14 protein-coding genes are annotated in these 16878 nt (G+C 68.1%); 2 read left to right on the top strand and 12 right to left on the bottom strand.

Annotation, left to right across the window (positions count from 1 at the left end; translation table 11 throughout):
* Positions 1 to 20 precede the first annotated feature (20 nt).
* From PSR88_RS30345 to PSR88_RS30315, 7 genes are all read right to left on the bottom strand, one after another.
* On the bottom strand, positions 21 to 980 hold the full coding sequence (locus PSR88_RS30345) for a glucosyl-3-phosphoglycerate synthase (protein WP_011598038.1): 960 nt from the start codon (positions 978 to 980) through the stop codon (positions 21 to 23).
* Positions 977 to 1876, bottom strand: coding sequence for a dihydropteroate synthase (gene folP / locus PSR88_RS30340; RefSeq protein ID WP_016883309.1), 900 nt, complete (start codon positions 1874 to 1876; stop codon positions 977 to 979). Before folP ends, PSR88_RS30345 begins: the two co-directional genes overlap by 4 nt.
* Before the next feature lie 93 nt (positions 1877 to 1969).
* Positions 1970 to 3745: a long-chain-acyl-CoA synthetase gene (locus PSR88_RS30335; protein ID WP_016883310.1), complete on the bottom strand. Its 1776-nt coding sequence runs from the start codon at positions 3743 to 3745 to the stop codon at positions 1970 to 1972.
* A gap of 83 nt (positions 3746 to 3828) precedes the next feature.
* Positions 3829 to 4386: a TIGR00730 family Rossman fold protein gene (locus tag PSR88_RS30330; protein ID WP_029539490.1), complete on the bottom strand. Its 558-nt coding sequence runs from the start codon at positions 4384 to 4386 to the stop codon at positions 3829 to 3831.
* A complete protein-coding gene (locus PSR88_RS30325; protein ID WP_016883313.1) occupies positions 4386 to 5186 on the bottom strand; it encodes a TIGR00730 family Rossman fold protein in 801 nt (266 codons plus the stop codon). The genes PSR88_RS30330 and PSR88_RS30325 overlap by 1 nt, the downstream gene beginning before the upstream one ends.
* A 42-nt stretch (positions 5187 to 5228) precedes the next feature.
* Positions 5229 to 6302, bottom strand: a complete 1074-nt coding sequence (gene dapE, locus PSR88_RS30320; RefSeq protein WP_009479211.1) for a succinyl-diaminopimelate desuccinylase — start codon at positions 6300 to 6302, stop codon at positions 5229 to 5231.
* A gap of 41 nt (positions 6303 to 6343) precedes the next feature.
* On the bottom strand, positions 6344 to 7297 hold the full coding sequence (locus tag PSR88_RS30315) for an SMP-30/gluconolactonase/LRE family protein (protein WP_009479210.1): 954 nt from the start codon (positions 7295 to 7297) through the stop codon (positions 6344 to 6346).
* A gap of 141 nt (positions 7298 to 7438) precedes the next feature.
* On the opposite strand from PSR88_RS30315, the gene dapD reads away from it, so the two are divergent.
* Both dapD and PSR88_RS30305 read left to right on the top strand, forming a co-directional pair.
* Positions 7439 to 8392, top strand: coding sequence for a 2,3,4,5-tetrahydropyridine-2,6-dicarboxylate N-succinyltransferase (gene dapD, locus PSR88_RS30310; protein ID WP_011598033.1), 954 nt, complete (start codon positions 7439 to 7441; stop codon positions 8390 to 8392).
* A 31-nt stretch (positions 8393 to 8423) separates the two neighbouring features.
* Entirely contained in the window at positions 8424 to 9788 is a 1365-nt protein-coding gene (locus tag PSR88_RS30305; RefSeq protein ID WP_037197365.1) for an amino acid permease, read from the top strand.
* 18 nt (positions 9789 to 9806) lie between these two features.
* Here PSR88_RS30305 and PSR88_RS30300 read toward each other — a convergent pair whose 3' ends face one another.
* From PSR88_RS30300 to PSR88_RS30280, 5 genes are all read right to left on the bottom strand, one after another.
* Positions 9807 to 10220 (bottom strand): DUF1622 domain-containing protein, encoded by a 414-nt coding sequence (locus PSR88_RS30300; protein WP_011598031.1) that lies wholly within the window; start codon positions 10218 to 10220, stop codon positions 9807 to 9809.
* Between the two features lie 106 nt (positions 10221 to 10326).
* A complete protein-coding gene (locus tag PSR88_RS30295; protein WP_016883315.1) occupies positions 10327 to 11256 on the bottom strand; it encodes an HAD family hydrolase in 930 nt (309 codons plus the stop codon).
* Between the two features lie 13 nt (positions 11257 to 11269).
* Complete coding sequence (locus PSR88_RS30290) at positions 11270 to 13630, bottom strand: arylsulfatase (RefSeq protein ID WP_016883316.1); 2361 nt, start codon at positions 13628 to 13630, stop codon at positions 11270 to 11272.
* A gap of 109 nt (positions 13631 to 13739) precedes the next feature.
* Positions 13740 to 15386, bottom strand: a complete 1647-nt coding sequence (locus PSR88_RS30285; protein ID WP_016883317.1) for a substrate-binding and VWA domain-containing protein — start codon at positions 15384 to 15386, stop codon at positions 13740 to 13742.
* A gap of 131 nt (positions 15387 to 15517) precedes the next feature.
* Positions 15518 to 16756 carry a PucR family transcriptional regulator gene (locus tag PSR88_RS30280; protein ID WP_011598027.1) on the bottom strand — a complete coding sequence of 413 codons (1239 nt, stop codon included), beginning with the start codon at positions 16754 to 16756 and terminating at the stop codon, positions 15518 to 15520.
* Between the last annotated feature and the right edge of the window lie 122 nt (positions 16757 to 16878).

Genomic DNA, 16878 nt, shown 5'->3' with positions numbered 1-16878 from the left:
CCTTCCTCAGGGGCGCGCGGTCAGGGGCACACCGTGTTCATCGGCGGGCGATCGGCGAGCGCGACGTCCGTCGTCGTCGGGACGAAGGAGTCGCCGTCCACCAGGAACTGGGTCAGACCCGCCCCGGAGTCGGGCACCCCGCAGCGCCGCATCATCGTGCCGATGATCTGCCTGCTCATCACCCCGAGTTCGGACAGCGGGCGGTTACGGTGCTTGCGCACCCCCAGATTGACCTGGCCGATCGCCCCGAGTCCGAGACGGTCGTACGTGTCGAGCAGCAGACCGATCTCGACGCCGTAGCCGGGGGCGAACGGGACCGCCGACAGCAACTCCCGGGTGCCCGCGTACTCGCCGCCCAGCGGCTGCAGCACGCACGTCAGTTCCGGCCGGAGCGAGGCCAGCATGGGGCGCGCCACCAGCTCGGTGACCCGGCCTCCTCCGTTGGCGTCCTCCGTGCCGCTGAGGCGGAGCGGCCGGCGGTAGTAGCCCTTCACGAGATGGATGCCGTCGGCGGTCAGCAGCGGTCCCAGCAGTTTCGGGACGAACGCCGGATCGGGGTTGATGAGATCCGAGTCGACGAAGGCGATGAGGTCGCCGGTGCTCGCGGCGACGGAACGCCACAGCACCTCGCCCTTGCCCGCCACGGGCGGGAACGCGGGCACCGCTTCCTCCCGGCTGATGACGGTGGCGCCCGCCGCGCGTGCGCGTTCCGCCGTCAGGTCCGTCGATCCGGAATCGAGCACGATCAACTCGTCCACCAGACCACCGAGCAGGGGGTGGATCGTGTCCACCACCGCGGCGACGGTCTCCTCCTCGTTGAGCGCGGGCAGGACCACCGACACGGTGCGCCCTGCCTTCGCCCGTTCGAGTTCGGCGATGCTCCACGACGGCTGGTCCCAGCTGTTCGCCTCGGCCCAGCTGCGTGGGGTGCGCTCCTCGGCCACCATCGTCCGGGCCGCCCGGGCCCCCACGGCACTCATGCCAGCCCCCGCACGGTGCGGGATGGTGCGCGCCGGCCTTGAATCGCGGCCACCATGTCCACCACTCGACGCGTGGGGGCAACTTCGTGGACACGGAAGACACGGGCGCCTCCTGCGGCGGCCATCGCTGTCGCTGCCAATGTTCCCTCCAACCGCTCGACGAGATCTACCCCTAGAGTCTCCCCGACGAAGTCCTTGTTGCTCAGCGCCATGAGCACTGGCCATCCGGTATTTACAAGATCTTCCACTCGCCGCAACAACTCGAGCCCGTGATAGGTGTTTTTCCCGAAGTCGTGGGTCGGATCGATGAGGATCGAGTCGGCGGGCACACCCAGCCGGGCGGCGTTCTCGGCGGCCGACACCACTTCCCGGAGGACGTCCGCGACGACGTCGGCATAGCGGACGCGGAACGGCCGGGTCCGCGGAACCGCTCCCCCGGTGTGCGAACAGACGATGCCGGCGCCCGTCTCCGCGGCCACCTCGACGAGCGCAGGGTCGGCGCCTGCCCACGTATCGTTGATGAGATCGGCGCCCTCCGCGACGGCCAGCCGGGCCACGTCGCTGCGCCAGGTGTCGACGCTGATGAGCAACTCCGGGTAGCGCTCGCGGATCGCGGCCACGAACGGCACCACCCGCCGGGTCTCTTCCGCCGCGTCGACGACGTCACCCGGTCCGGCCTTCACGCCCCCGATGTCGACGAGGTCGGCACCCTCGTCCACAGCCCGGTCGACCGCCGACAGGGCGGCGGAATCGGTGAACGTGGCACCGCGGTCGTAGAACGAATCGGGTGTCCGGTTCACGATGGCCATCACCAGCGCACGATCGACCGCCACGGGGCGCCCGCACAGCGTGGGCGACAGGTGGTCGGGCGCGGGCGGTACGTCTGTCTCGGCCATGTCACCAATATTGCACGCAGCGAAATCGACACCACCCGTGAGTACTTGTTAACGGCGGGCGGTTAAGAAGTACTCACGGGCGGCGTAGCCGCATTACCCCTTGGGGAGCGAACCCTTCGCCACTTCGTCGACGTACCCGTCGTATGAGGGCTTGTACCCGTCGCTGCGCCCGGACAGCACGTGCAGCGTGTCGGTGTCCTCGACGTCGTAGCCCTCCTTGCGGAGTTCCACCTTGCGGCTCTTGAACGTCGACGTCTGTTCCAACGAGTCGACGACGCGGACGAACAGCGGCACCGCGTACGACGGCAGCCGCTGGAACAGCAACTCCGCGACCTCGGAACCGTCGAACTTCTCGTTCTCGTGCAACGTCACCGCGGCCATCCCGGCGCGACCGTCGGTCCCGGGGATCTCGACGCCGTAGACGACGGCGTGCTCGACCGCGGGATGCGCGAGGAGCGCGCCCTCCACCTCGGTGGTCGCGACGTTCTCCCCCTTCCACCGGAACGTGTCGCCGAGCCGGTCGACGAACGCGACGTGCGACCAGCCCTGCCTGCGCACCAGGTCGCCGGTGTCGAACCAGCAGTCGCCGTCGTCGAAGCCGTCGCGGACGAGCTTCTTGTCGGTGGCCTCCTCGTCGGTGTATCCGTCGAACGGCGCCCGGTCCGTGACCTTCGACAGCAGCAGTCCGACGTCGCCGGTGCGAACCTTCCGCAGCCTGCCGTCGGAGTGCCGCCGGGGCGATCCGCTGTCCTCGTCGTACTCGACCACGGCGTGCGGCAGGGGGCAGATGCCTGCCGTCCGGTCGACGTTGAGGGCGTTGACGAACGCGATGTTGCACTCGCTGGCGCCGTAGAACTCGGCCACCCGGGAGATCCCGAACCGGGTGGTGAACTCGGACCAGATCTCCGGGCGGAGACCGTTGCCGACCATCAGCCGGATGGAGTTGTCGCGGTCGCCGGGCTTCTCGGGCTGGTTCAGCAGGTACCGGCACAGTTCGCCGATGTAGGTGAACGCGGTAGCCCGGTTCAGTTCGACGTCGGCCCAGAATTTGGACGCCGAGAACTGCTTGCCCAGTGCGAGCGTCGCACCCGATCCGAGCACCGAGGACAGCGACACCGTCAGCGCGTTGTTGTGATAGAGCGGCAGGCAGCAGTACAGGACGTCGCTGCCACGCAGCCGGACGCCCATGTTGCCGAGCCCGGACATGCTCTTGAGCCAGCGGAAGTGGCTCATCAGGCTGGCCTTCGGCAGTCCCGTGGTGCCGGAGGTGAAGATGAAGAAGGCCTTCTCCCGGGCCTGGATCTGCTCGCACACCTCGGGGTTGTCGTCTGCGGCCTTCTCGGCGAGCCGGTCGAGGTCGTCGAAGTAGAGCACCGAGGGCACGGCAGGCGGTTCGTCGAGCGAGTCCATGGCCTCGCCGCACGCCTCGGACACCACCAGAACCCGGCTGTCGAGCAGCGAGATGCTGTGCGCGAGCACGTCTCCGCGCTGGTTGTGGTTCAGCATCCCGGCGGCGGCGCCGAGCTTGACCGCGGCGAGTGCGATGAGCAGCGTCTCGGGCGAGTTCTTCCCCAGGATCCCGACGACGTCCCCGCGTGCCACTCCGAGGTCGGCGAGCACGTGGGCGTACCGGTTCACGCGGACGTTGGCGTTCCGGTAGCTCAGCGATTCGCCCTCGAACCGCAGGAACGTGCGGCGCGGGTGCGCGGCGGCAGCGCGCTGGAAGACGAGGCCGATCGATTCCCTCGCGTCGGGGGTCCGGATCAGGCCGAGGACCCCCTTCGCCATGATCGGCAACTCCGGAATCATGGCCGGCAGCCGCCTCGCGAGGTCGACCACCCCGATCGTCGAACGAGCTTCAGAACGCATGACATCCCCTCAGGCCTGCAGTATGAGTCAGGTCACCTTACTGCACGGTAACAACGTGCGCCACGACGCGGACCGGGCGGCGCTCAGGAGACGCAGGCGTCCAGCGCCTCCCCGACATCGACCCGGACGAGCAGCCTGTCGAGGGCGCGCTGCGCCACGAAACCGCCGCCCCGCAGCCCGTCGAGCCAGTCGAGCAGCCCCGTATAATGACCGTGCGGATCGAGCAGGACCACCGGTTTCTCGTGCATACCGAGATAGCCCGCGGTCCACGTTTCGAACAGCTCCTCCAGCGTGCCGATACCGCCGGGCAGCGTGACGAACGCGTCCGCCCGGTCCTCCATGATCTGCTTGCGCTGGCGCATGGTGTCGGTGACCACCAGCTCGTCGGCGTCGACGTCGGCGACTTCCCTGTGCACCAGAGCTTTCGGAATGACACCGACGGTTGTCGCCCCTGCCGCGCGGGCAGCCTCGGCCACCGCGCCCATCATCGAGACGTTGCCGCCGCCGGACACGAGTTGCCAACCGCGCTTTCCGATTTCGGTACCCACCCGGGACGCGAGTTCCAGGAAGTGGTCGTCCACGGGACCGGACGCACAGTAGACGCACACCGAGAACGACCGCGGTGGAACAGTTTCCGGCATCACCACTGGTCCTCCGTCCCGAGCAGGGCAGCTTCGTCGACACCCTGCTGCGACCGTATGACGATCTGCACCGCTTCCTCCACATCGTCCGTGACGTGCAAGAGATTGACGTCACCTTCCGAGATCTTGCCGCTGCGTTGAAGAGTTCCCCGCAACCAGTCCACGAGCCCGGACCAGTACTCGGTGCCGAACAGGACGATCGGGAATCTCGTGACCTTGCGCGTCTGCACCAGAGTCAGCGCCTCGAACAGCTCGTCGAGCGTCCCGAACCCGCCGGGCAGGCAGATGAACGCCTGCGAGTACTTCACGAACATCGTCTTGCGCGCGAAGAAGTAGCGGAAGTTGATGCCGAGGTCGACCCACTCGTTGAGGCCCTCCTCGAACGGCAGCTCGATGCCGAGGCCGATGGAGTAACCACCCGATTCGCTGGCGCCGCGGTTGGCCGCCTCCATGACGCCGGGGCCGCCGCCGGTCATGACGGCGTAGCCGGCCTCGGCCAGGCGGGCACCCAGCGCCCGTGCCGCCTCGTACTCCGGGTGGCCGTCCGGAGTGCGAGCGGAACCGAAGACGGTGACCGCGCGCGGCACCTCGGCCAGGGCACCGAACCCCTCGATGAACTCGCTCTGGATCCGCAGTACCCGCCAGGGGTCGGTGTGCACCCAGTCGGTCGAGCCCCGCTCGTCGAGCAACCGCTCGTCGGTGGTGGTGGTGTCGGCCTTGCGGGCGCGCCTCAACTGCACCGGACCCCGGTGCTTCACGGACGAGGACTTCCGGCCGTGACTGTTCTTCTCGGGTGCCATGCGCCCCAGGCTAGCGGGTGGCCCGTTCGGGGCACCGGGCAATCACGGGGCGCTCAGATAGGCGCGCAGCACGGTCGTCACGTCGGTGATCTGCTGGACGGGCACGTGCTCGTCCCGCTTGTGTGCGAGGTTCGGATCGCCGGGGCCGTAGTTGACGGCCGGGATGCCGAGGGCGGAGAACCGTGACACGTCCGTCCACCCGTACTTGGCGCGGAACTCGCCGCCCGCCGCCTCGATCAGGGCCGCAGCCGCCGGATCGCTCAACCCGGGCAGGGCTCCCGGCGACAGGTCCGTGACCTCGAAACCCAGTTCGAGGCCGTCGAAGACCTCCCGCACGTGGTCGATGGCCTGCTCGGCGCTGCGGTCGGGGGCGAAGCGGAAGTTCACGTCCATCTCCGCCGCGTCGGGAACCACGTTGCCCGCGACGCCGCCCGAGATCCGCACGGCGGACAACCCTTCCCGGTACACGCAGCCGTCGATGTCCACCGACCGCGCCGTGTAGTCCGACAGCCGCTGCAGGACCGGGGCGAAGCGGTGGATCGCGTTGTCACCCAGCCACGATCTCGCGGAGTGCGCGCGGGTGCCGCGGGTGGTCAGCGTCACCCGCAACGTGCCCTGACACCCCGCCTCGATGAGACCTCCGGTCGGCTCGCCGAGGATCGCGACGTCCGCGCGCAGCCAGTCGGGGATCTCGCGTTCGATCCGTCCGAGCCCGTTGTGCACGGCTGCGATCTCCTCGCAGTCGTAGAACACCAGGGTCAGATCGTGCGCGAGGTTCCGGGTGGTGGCGGCGAGGTGCAGGAACACCGCGTCGCCCGACTTCATGTCGACCGTTCCGCATCCGTGCAGCAGATCACCCTCACGCCGGGAGGGCACATTGTCCGCGATCGGCACCGTGTCCAGGTGACCGGCGAGCATCACCCGGCTCGGCAGTCCCCGATCGGTCCGGGCGAGCACGGCGTTGCCGTTGCGGATGATCTCGAAACCGGTGGTCTGCTCCCGCAGCGCCGACTCGACGGCGGCGGCGATCGCCGACTCGTCGTGCGAGACGCTCGGGATGTCCACCAGGGCGGCGGTGAGGTCGATGGGATCGGCGTGGAGGTCGAGTGGGCTCACCCGTCCACCCTAAGCCGACCCGTCCGCCCGCTCGGGTGTTGCTACCCGTCGACGCCGCCGGGGATCTCGTAGATCGCACCGTCGAAACCGATGCGGAACAGCCGTCCCGCCGAGAAGCCGCCGGACCCCTGCCCGTAGACGACCATGCTCGACGTCGGCAGACCGGACGCCAACACGCAGTACTGCCCCGGCGAGTCGAGGCGCCAGATCTCGCCGCGCACGTTGGCCGGGACCACCGGACGGCCTCGCGAGTCCATGGCCAGGCCGTCGGGCGCGGCGAACGTGTCGAGACCGGACAGGTCGAGGATGCTCTCGGGCGCTCGCGGGTTCGCCAGCGGAATCCGGCTCACACCCGGATTCACGAACGTCCGCGACACGTAGAGGTACCGATCGTCCGCGCCGAGCACCGCACCGTTGGCGCTGGGCAGCGTCGCCCAGTTGGGTTCCACCCGCCCGTCGGCGAACACCCGCCCGATCTGGGTTCCGAAGTCGTTGGTGGCGTATGCGGTTCCGTCGGCGGCGACATCGAGTCCGTTGGCCGCGCTCAGTCCCGATACGAACGGGGTGAGCACGTTGGTCGCGGTGTTCAGCTTCGCGATCGCGCCCGGACGCAAGATGTCGCCGAGGAACACGCGGGCGTCCGCGCCGTATCCCACCAGCAGTGAGCCGTCCGACGCCCAGGCCAGCGCCCCGGCCCCGCCGTCCGGCACCGTCGCGACCGGGACCGCGGGGGCTCCCGGGGCGTCGAGGCGGAACACGCGTCCGCTCACGAGGTCCGTCGTGTAGAGGCGACCCCCGCCGTCCACGGCGACTCCCTCGAGCGCCGCACCCGGCACCCGCCCCACGAGAACCGGCGCCTGACCGGCGCCCGGGCACACCGGGGCGGCGGACGCGGTCTGCGGCGCCACCACCGACACGACTCCCGCGAGCAGTGCGCCCGCTGCCGCCGCCCGCAGGCCGCCTCCGACGAATCGACCCAACCTCGAAATGCGCATTGCCACGACCTTTCCCGGTGTGTCCCACGTGCCCCGTGCATACTCCCCCACCCGCCCGGAACCCGCTCGGTTTCGATTCGATCACGCCCCGATAACGACCGCTGGGAATGCCCGAGTAATGAGGCAGTAACCTCTACTGCCGTGAGCACACAGGGAGCATCAGCAGTAGGCATCGCCAACGTGACCGTCGGCGGCACGGTCCTCGACACCTGGTTCCCGGCACCCGAGCTGGGAAACTTCGACGACGCGGGCACCGTGCGGATCGAGGGTGGCGACATCCCCTCCGATCTGGCACTCCTCGCCGGACCCGACGAAGCGCGTGAGGTCGACCAGGTCGTGGTGCGCACCACCATCGCCGACCTGTCCGCGCCGCCGGCCGACGCACACGACGCCTACCTGCGCCTTCACCTCCTCTCGCATCGCCTCGTGACCCCGCACGGCGTCAACCTCGACGGTCTGTTCGGATTGCTGTCCAACGTGGTGTGGACCAACTTCGGCCCCTGCGCGGTCGAGGGCTTCGAGAAGGTGCGGTCGCGCCTGCGCATCCGCGGTGTGGTCACCGTGTTCGGTGTCGACAAGTTCCCGCGCATGGTCGACTACGTCGTCCCGTCCGGCGTCCGCATCGCCGACGCCGACCGCGTGCGCCTCGGCGCCCACCTGGCCAGCGGCACCACCGTGATGCACGAGGGCTTCGTCAACTTCAACGCCGGCACGCTCGGCAACTCCATGGTCGAAGGCCGCATCTCCGCGGGCGTCGTCGTCGACGACGGATCCGACGTGGGCGGCGGCGCCTCGATCATGGGCACCCTGTCCGGTGGCGGCAAGGAGACCATCTCCGTCGGCAAGCGCTGCCTGCTCGGCGCCAACGCCGGTCTCGGCATCTCGCTCGGCGACGACTGCGTCCTCGAGGCCGGCCTGTACGTGACCGCGGGAACCAAGGTCACCGGGCCGGACGGCACCGTCGTGAAGGCCAAGGAACTCAACGGCCAGTCCAACCTGCTGTTCCGTCGCAACTCCGTGTCGGGAGCCGTCGAGGTCGTGCCGTGGAAGGGCACCGGCGTGGAACTGAACGCCGCTCTGCACGCAAACGACTGACGCAGTGAGCGGTTCGCGAACACCCGACACCATGACCGATTCGACCAGCACCCTGGGCCGGGGCCTGAAGGTCCGTCACCTCACGATGATGGGCCTCGGTTCCGCGATCGGTGCCGGACTGTTCCTCGGCACCGGTGTCGGTATCGCGACCGCCGGTCCCGCCGTCCTCGTCTCCTACCTGCTCGCCGGCATCATCGTCGTGTTCGTGATGCGCATGCTCGGCGAGATGGGAGCGGCGATCCCCGCCAGCGGGTCCTTCTCGCACTACGCGCGGATCGGCATCGGCGAATGGGCCGGATTCGTGATGGGCTGGCTCTACTGGTTCATGCTGATCATGGTTCTCGGCGCCGAGATCACCGGCGCCTCCGGCATCGTGAGCGGCTGGCTACCGGGTGTTCCGCAGTGGGTCGTCGCCCTCGTGTTCGTGATCTTCTTCGCGGCGGTCAACCTCGCGAAGGTCAGCAACTTCGGTGAGTTCGAGTTCTGGTTCGCGGCCATCAAGGTCACCGTCATCATCGCGTTCCTGGTGATCGGCGTGCTGCTGGTGTTCGGCCTGCTGCCGGACACCGAACCGGTGGGCACCACCAACCTCTTCGGCCACGGCGGCTTCATGCCCGAGGGCTTCGCCGGCGTCGCCGCGGGACTGCTTGTCGTCGCGTTCGCGTTCGGTGGCATCGAGATCGTGACCATCGCCGCCGCCGAATCCGAGGACCCTGAGCGGTCCATCGCCGTGGCGGTGCGCAGCGTCGTCTGGCGCATCAGCGTCTTCTACCTCGGCTCGATCTCGATCATGGTCCTCGTCCTTCCCTGGGATTCCTCGGACCTGAAGAGCGGACCGTTCGTGGCCGTCCTCAACCAGGCGCACATCCCGTACGTGGCCGGGTTCATGGAACTGGTGGTCGTGGTCGCGTTGTTGTCGGCGTTCAACGCCAACATCTACGGCACGTCGCGGATGGCGTATTCGCTGTCCCGGCGCGGCGACGGTCCCGCGTTCATGGCCCGGATCTCGAATTCCGGAGTGCCCCTCAACGCGGTGCTGCTGTCGGTGTTCTTCGGTTTCGTCAGCGTCCTGCTCAACTGGTGGCTGCCCGACGACCTCCTGGGACTTCTCCTGAACGCCGTCGGCTCGGCGCTGCTGGTCATCTGGATCTTCATCGTCGTCTCGCATCTGCGGCTGCGCCCGCGGCTCGAACGCGAGGGCAAGCTGACCGTGCGGATGTGGTTGTTCCCGTGGCTCAGCTACCTCACGCTCGCAATGCTCGGCGGTTTCGTCGTGCTCATGCTCTTCGACTCCGATGCCCGCACCCAGCTGATCTCGACGTGCGTCCTGTTCCTCGTCATCGCGGCACTCGGTGTGCTCAACACCCGGTTACGCCAGCGCTCGCAGACGGTGTGACCGATTCGGGCCGGCGACTCACCGGCCCGAACTCGGCTCCTGCCCCGCGGACGAGCGCGCCGCGTGGGCGAGCACCTGCGGTCCGGTCACGAACGCCTTCCGCCACGGTGCGACACCGTCGATCTCGATCTCGATGGACAGGCTCAGCACGGTGCGAATCAGCACGATCACCCCCAGGACGGCGGCATCGGTCAGCGACGGTGTGGACGTGACCGTCTTGACGATGTCGGCCGCGACGAGCAATTCCAGGCCGAGCAGAATCGCGCCTCCCAGCGACTCCCGCAGGGTCTTGAACGCCTGAGCACCGTCCCCGGTCCGCCTCCACGCGCGGACCGCGAGGAAGAAGGCGAAGAGGAACCCGACAACCATCGCAAGGACACCGAGCACTTCGAACACTTCCGTTGCGAGTTCGAAGAACCTGACAGTGTCCATGGAGTGTTCCTGTTCGGGAGGGTGCGCAATCGGGGCCCGGTCGTGCCATGCATCACGCTAGGCGTCGATTCCCCGATTCGCGGCCAACCCACGAGGATTCCCCGGACTATTCGAGTTGCGGCGGGAACACCGTTGCCCAGTCGTTTTCGATACTGACGACGGTCCAGTCCTGGGTTCCGGCCAGTTCGAGCGCCTCCTCGGCGCCCGCGACGTAGTCGAACTCGCGGGCGGCGTCGTCGTGGCGCAGCAGCAACCGCAGCGACGGCCGGTCCGTCGCCTCCGAGAATTGCAGCATCGGGATGTCCCCGTTGCTGTTTCCCGCCGCCAGCAGGGGTCGCCTGCCGATCCGGTTCCAGATCTGCACCGGCTTCTCGGGTCCGTCGTCGAGGACGTCCGCCTCCGCTCTGCGGACGATCACGCCGCTGCTGCCGTCGTGCTTCCAGGCCAGTGACACCCCGCTGCCGATGACCCGCTGCCGCGGAATGCCGTACACGTCGTGACTGATCGGCCGCATGAAATCGCGGCCACCGCCGGACACGATGAAGTTGTGGAATCCGTTGACGGCCAGGTAGTCGAGCAGCTCCACCATCGGTGCGTAACTGCACGCCAGGTAGTCGCGGTCGAGGGTGGGATGCCGTGCGGTGCGCAGGAACCGGTCCGCCCCGGCCTCGAATTCCTCCACGGTTACATCGGCGAAACCGGTCAGCACACCGGCGGCGAGTTCTCTCACGCCGCTGTCGTCGCCGCTGTAGTGCCGCCTGATGACGTCGTTCAACCAGCCGTAATCCTGCGTGTAGGCGGCCTGCCAGGGCTGACGGGTGCGAAGATCCTCATCGTGCTCGGCCATGACGACGAGACGGCGCAGGATGAAGTCGAGCTGAATGGGCATCGGCTTCTCACACCACAGAGTGCCGTCGTTGTCGAAGACCGCGATCCGATCCTCCACGGGGACGCCCTCCGCCGTCACCCGCCCGACGAATCCCACGATGGCCGCCTTGCCATCACCCTCACGCCAGCTCGGAAGGGGTTCCGTCATGGCCCTTCCGCTCTCACTCGCGGGAGAGCATGGCCGCGGCTTCGCGTTCGAGGTCGACGAACGGTTCGCCGCTGACGTCGATCGCAATTCGGTTCAACGTCCCACCGGTGAAGGCCCACGGCGACGCACCCGGGTAGTCGTCGGTGACGGGTTCGCCGCTGTCCCGGCCGGCATTGAGACCCTCGCCGCCTCCGATGCTGAATTTGCCGGGCTGCGTTCGGATTCGGCCCTCGCCGACCTTGCGGTCGCCGTAGTACAGGCTCAGGACCCCGTGGGCGGTCCCGGGTGGGTCCTCACCGTCCTTCTCGAACGACGCGGCCAGTATGAGGTTCTCCCCGGTCGGCAGGTCCTCGGTCGCATCGATCTTCTGCTGATCGCTGCCGAGGAAGTTGTACACGTAGTGCAGCCGGTTGTCCTTGACGTACAGCGAGTGCCCACCGAACCTGCCGCCGTGGGAGAACAACACTCCCGAGGCACCGGGTTCGGGGAGGTCGACGAGCGCCCCGATCGAGTAGGAGCGGTTACGGAGGTTGACCGCCACCGCCTCCGGTACCTCCGCGCCGCCCGGTCGGTAGACGTAGCGGTTGCGCGGCGGTGCGAGCTGCGGACGTGGGGTGGTGAGGAGTTCGACGGGCGAGCGGTCGTCGAGCGGCAGCGCCTGGTTCGCGCCGGCCTCGTGGAACCACAGCCCGACGAGCTCGGCGAGTCTGCCGGGTTCCTCGGCGGCGAGGTCGTGGAGTTCGGCTCGGTCCACCTGGGTGTGGTACAGCTCCCAGGTGTCCTCCGGGAAACGACTCCACCCGCTCAGCGTCGGGTGGGTGGTGACGGCCTTCCAGCCGTCGTGCCAGATCCCCCTTCCGCCGAGCATCGAATAGAACTGCGTGTGCTTGGCGGTCGGGATGGTGCCGGCGTCGAAGCTGTAGCGCATGCTCACACCCTGGATCGGGTGCTGGGTGTACCCCTTCACCGTCTCGGGGAGTTCGACACCCAGGCAGTCGAGCAGCGTCGGGACGATGTCGATGGCGTGGTGGTACTGGTCGCGGGTCTCGCCGCGGGCCTCGATCCCGGCGGGCCACGACAAAATGCACGGATCGCTGGTGCCGCCGTTGAACGAGTAGCGTTTCCACATCTTGAACGGGGTGTTGAAGGCCATCGCCCACCCGTTCGGGTAGTGGTTGTAGGTCTCGGTGCCGCCGAGCTGGTCCAGCTTGGTCAGATTCTCGGCGAGATCGTCCGGCACGCTGTTGGCGATCTTGTTCTCGTTGACCGAACCGTTGGGTCCGCCCTCGCCGCTGGCACCGTTGTCGGAGACCACCACGATGATGGTGTTGTCGAGCTGCTCCATCTCCTCGAGGTAGGCCAGCAGTCGGCCGATCTGGTCGTCGCAGTGCGAGAGGAAACCGGCGTACACCTCGGCCATGCGCGCGAAGAGCCGTTTTTCGTCGTCGGACAGGGTGTCCCAGGGGCGGGTGAAGTCCAGCGGCGGGAACGGCTGGCCGTCGGGTCCGGTGCGGGAGTCGGGGGTGCCGATCGGGTTGAGCGGCGGCAACGCGGTGTCCGGAGGTACGAGGCCCATCTCCTTCTGCCGGGCCAGAGTCCGCTCGCGCATCGCCTCGTAGCCGTCGTCGAACCTGCCGCGGTAGCGGTCGGCCCACTCCTGGGGCACATGGTGCGGTGCGTGCGCGCAGCCGGGTGCGTAGTACAGGAACACCGGCCGGTCCGGGGCAATTGCCTTGACGTCGCCGAGGTAGTCGAGCGCGTGGTCGGTGATGTCGACGCTGAAGTGGTAGCCCTGCTCCGGGGTGGCGGGCTGCTCGACGGGATGGTTGTCGTGCACGAGATCCGGATACCACTGGTTCGTCTCCGCGCCGAGGAAGCCGTAGAAGCGCTCGAAGCCGCGGCCGACCGGCCAGTTCCGTTTCGTCGATGCCAGGTTCATCTCGTCCTCGGCACACAGGTGCCATTTGCCGACCATCGCGGTGGAAAAGCCCTGCTCGACCAGGATCTCGGCGAGGGTGGCGCACTCGGGAGGGATGTGCCCGTTCCCACCGGGGAATCCGACAGCACACTCACTGATGCACGCCATCCCGTTGGTGGTGTGGTTACGCCCCGTCAGCAGGCAGGATCGCGTCGGGGAACACAGGGCGGTGGTGTGCCACTGGCCGTACCGCAGACCGTTCGCGGCGATCCGGTCGATGTTCGGGGTCTCGATCGGCCCGCCGTAGCAGCCCATCGCTCCGAAACCGACGTCGTCGAGCACGATGTAGAGGACGTTCGGCGAACCGGGCGGCGCCTTCGGCTGCTCGTACGGACCCCAATCCGGGATCGAGTCCCGAATATCGAGATTGACGACACCTCTGAACGGCTTGGCCATGACGAGCTCCTCGATTGAGTCCGACTCCCCCTTTCACCAAAGCACTACCACCCGATAAATGGCTAGGGGTGCGGTCTCGAAAGTCCGACTGCGCCGGAACGGAATTCCGCTAGCTGCGACCGCGCGCGGCCAGCGCGTTGACGAACACGTTGGCGATGTCGGCGGGATCCTTCGCGACGTAGCTCGACCCTCCGGTGACCCGCGAGATCTCGGCGAGTGTGGCCGCATCGGCGTCGCCGGTGATGCCGATCGTCACGATGATGACAGGCCGCGCCGGATCCGTCTCGCGCTGCAGGATGCTCAGGAGCTGTTCCTTCGTGATGGAGTCCGGATCCTCGTTGGCGCCGTCGGTCAGGATGATCACACTGTTCACGGCGCGCGGGTCGTACGTCTCCTGCACCGTCCGGAACGCGGCCAGCGTCGTGTCGTACAGGCCGGTGCCGCCGCCGATCAGCCCGTCGACCTTCCCCGCCTGCTGCGCCATCAGCTGGCGCTGTGTGAGGCCGTCGACCACCGTGTCGTAGCGGCGGATCGGGACCATCTCCTTGTAGTCCTGCGGTCCCCCGCCGAGCCCCTGCGAGAACGCCCACAACCCGGCGGACACGCTGTCCGGGAACATCGCATTGCCGGCGAGCGCCGCATCGACCGTGAGGTCCATGCGCGACCGGTTGCCTGCGGGGGTCTCCATCGACCCCGATACGTCGATCGCGACGAGCGTGCGGATGGGCAGCGCCATCAACGCCCACCCGCCGAGGGCGTCCTGTAGCGCCGACTCGTCCTCGAGCGCGAGCTTGGTGACTCGGCCGACGCCACGGTCGCCGGCCGGCGGGCTTCCGTCGGGTCCGCGGAATCCGTTCTCCGCGAGTACCGCACGGGCCTCCTCACCGCCCAGAACAGCGGCGACGGCACGTGCCACCTGGGTGGCCCGGTAGTGCCGGTCGGGGGCCGGCGAGGTGACGACGAGAGGAAAGTTCATGAAATTGCTGCCCGTGGGGGGCACCGTCGCGGTGAGCGAGGGTGCGCCGTCACCGTCGGAGAATTCGAGCACGGACTGTTCGGTGGCCACGGCGACTCCACCGTTGTCGACGACTCCCTGCAGCATCTCCTCACCGATGGGCTCATCCGCGGTACGAGCACTCTCCTCCTGCGCGAGCGGGACCAGCGCGGCCCGCACCGTCCCCGCAGACACGGGGTCGGCCTGGCCCTCGGCGAGTGCCGCGTTGATCGGAGCCTGCGCGACCCCGGTCACGAGGGGGTTGCCCAGCTGGATGTCCTTGATCTGGAGGGCGGCGAGCCACGTCGGCGACGTGGGGGCGTCCTCCTCGCGGGAGGCCAGGACAACGGGCGAGGATGCGATCGACCCCGTCATCACCTCGACCGGACCGGCAGCGGTGAGTGCCGCCTTGCCCACCCAGGCGCCGGTGTCGGGGATCCAGAGGTCCGGGGCGTCGGTTCCCTTGCCGAGACGTCCCGCGATGTCGCCGGACGTCGCGGCGCTGACGGCGACGTTCGCGCAGCCCAGGTCGGTGTCCTTCGCTTCGCCGAGGATGCTGCTCAGGGCGGGCACGATGCTCGGGTCGGCGGCGAGGGTGTAGTCGGTGACCTGATCACAGTCGTCGGCCCAGGAGCGCACCGCCTGCACGACGACGACCACGGAGGCCACGAGTCCGAGCACGACAGCGGCGCACACCGCGTAGAACCCGGGCGAGCGACCACCGCGTTCCTGTCCCGCGCTCGAATGACGCCCTCCGGCCATCGCCTGCCTCCCTAACATTTCGGTCACGAGACGACCACCGACACACCCGGACCGAATATGATCCGGCCCACATCGTAGCGAACGGTGCAGCGTACGACGCTGCGCCGGCGGGCGGCCGGATCAGGGCGATGTCAGCGATCGGGTTGCTCGACCTCGAGCCTGCGGGCGACGAGCGCGGCCTGGATCTGCCGCAGTCCGGACGGGCGGGTCGGATCGCAGCCCGTCAGCTGCGCCACCCGCTTGAGACGGTAGTCCACCGTATTGGTGTGAAGGTGCATCTGTTTCGCGGTGCGCTGCCGATTGAGATCGTGGCCGATGTGCACCTCGAGCGTCTCGATCAGTTCGGGTGAGCCCTGCAACGGTTCGAGGAGCCGCGCCAGGTGGGTCCGGCCGGGCCCGGGCCTGGTGAGCTGGTATTCGAGCGCCAGATCGTCCATTTCGTAGAGGCCCGGTTCCAGCGCCAGCTGGTGGGCGAGGCCGAGGAGTTCGTGGACCTGGTCCGCGGCCGCGGGGATACCGGCGGTGCGGACCCGCGTCGCCGTCGCGGTGAGGGGAACTCCGGCGGCGGCTCCGATGCGGTCGAGCAGCGACACCATCCAGGCCCGCTCGGGCGAGCCCGGCAGCAACAGTGTTCCGCCGTCCGGGCTCAGCGAACAGAGGGCGGCACCACCCGCGGCGTCCGCCAGCTCGATCTGCAACCGGCGGAGTTTCTGCCGGGCGACGACGGCTTTGCGCCGGTGGGTCACGGCCTCCGTGGGATGCGACGGAATCGACAGCCCCAGCACCACGTACTCGTCGGCCAGCTCCACACCCGCGTGCCGCGCGGCGGTCGCCGCCTTTCTGCCGCTGAGCAGCGCCGTGACGAGGTTGACCGCGGCACCGTCGCGTTCGCTGTTGACGGCTTCGAGTTCCTCCACGTAGCTGGTCGTGGCGGCGACGGTCACGCATTCGAGGAGCGTGAACATCACTTTCTGGATGACCAGGAGTTCGGGCAGGTCTTCCTTGCGGGCGTTCGAGGCGACGAGGTCGCCGGCCTCCTGGATGCCTTCGTGGAGAATGCGGAGCACGAGCTTCAACGGGAACCCCTCGCGGGCCCAGCGCGCGGAACTGTTACGCACCTCCGCGAGGTCCTCGTCCGTCGGGCTGATGCCCTCGTCGAGCATCTGGATACCGAGACCGAGGCAGACGATCGTGAAATCCATGACGTCGCTCTGCAGTTGTTCGCCGGGCAGTGAACCGCAGGGGGTCACGTTGTCGGCGAAATGCCGGACCAGCTTCTGCGCGACCGTCAGCGTGTCGCGCAGCGGGGCGGAGGCGGGCCTGCCGTCGACGAGGATCTGCGAACCGGGCCCCGAACTATGATTCGTCATAGATCTGATCACTCCCCTATGTGGATGACACCGAACTCCCGCATCATCGACATCACGCAAACATAACGAGGGTTCGCTTCTGTCACCGTTGTATCACGACAGCGCCGTGTCCAGGGCGAATA

It is taken from the genome of Rhodococcus sp. DK176 (genome assembly GCF_038447315.2).
In the GTDB taxonomy this organism is placed as follows: Bacteria; Actinomycetota; Actinomycetes; order Mycobacteriales; family Mycobacteriaceae; genus Rhodococcus_F; species Rhodococcus_F jostii_A.
This window is presented reverse-complemented; position numbering and strand designations above follow the sequence as displayed.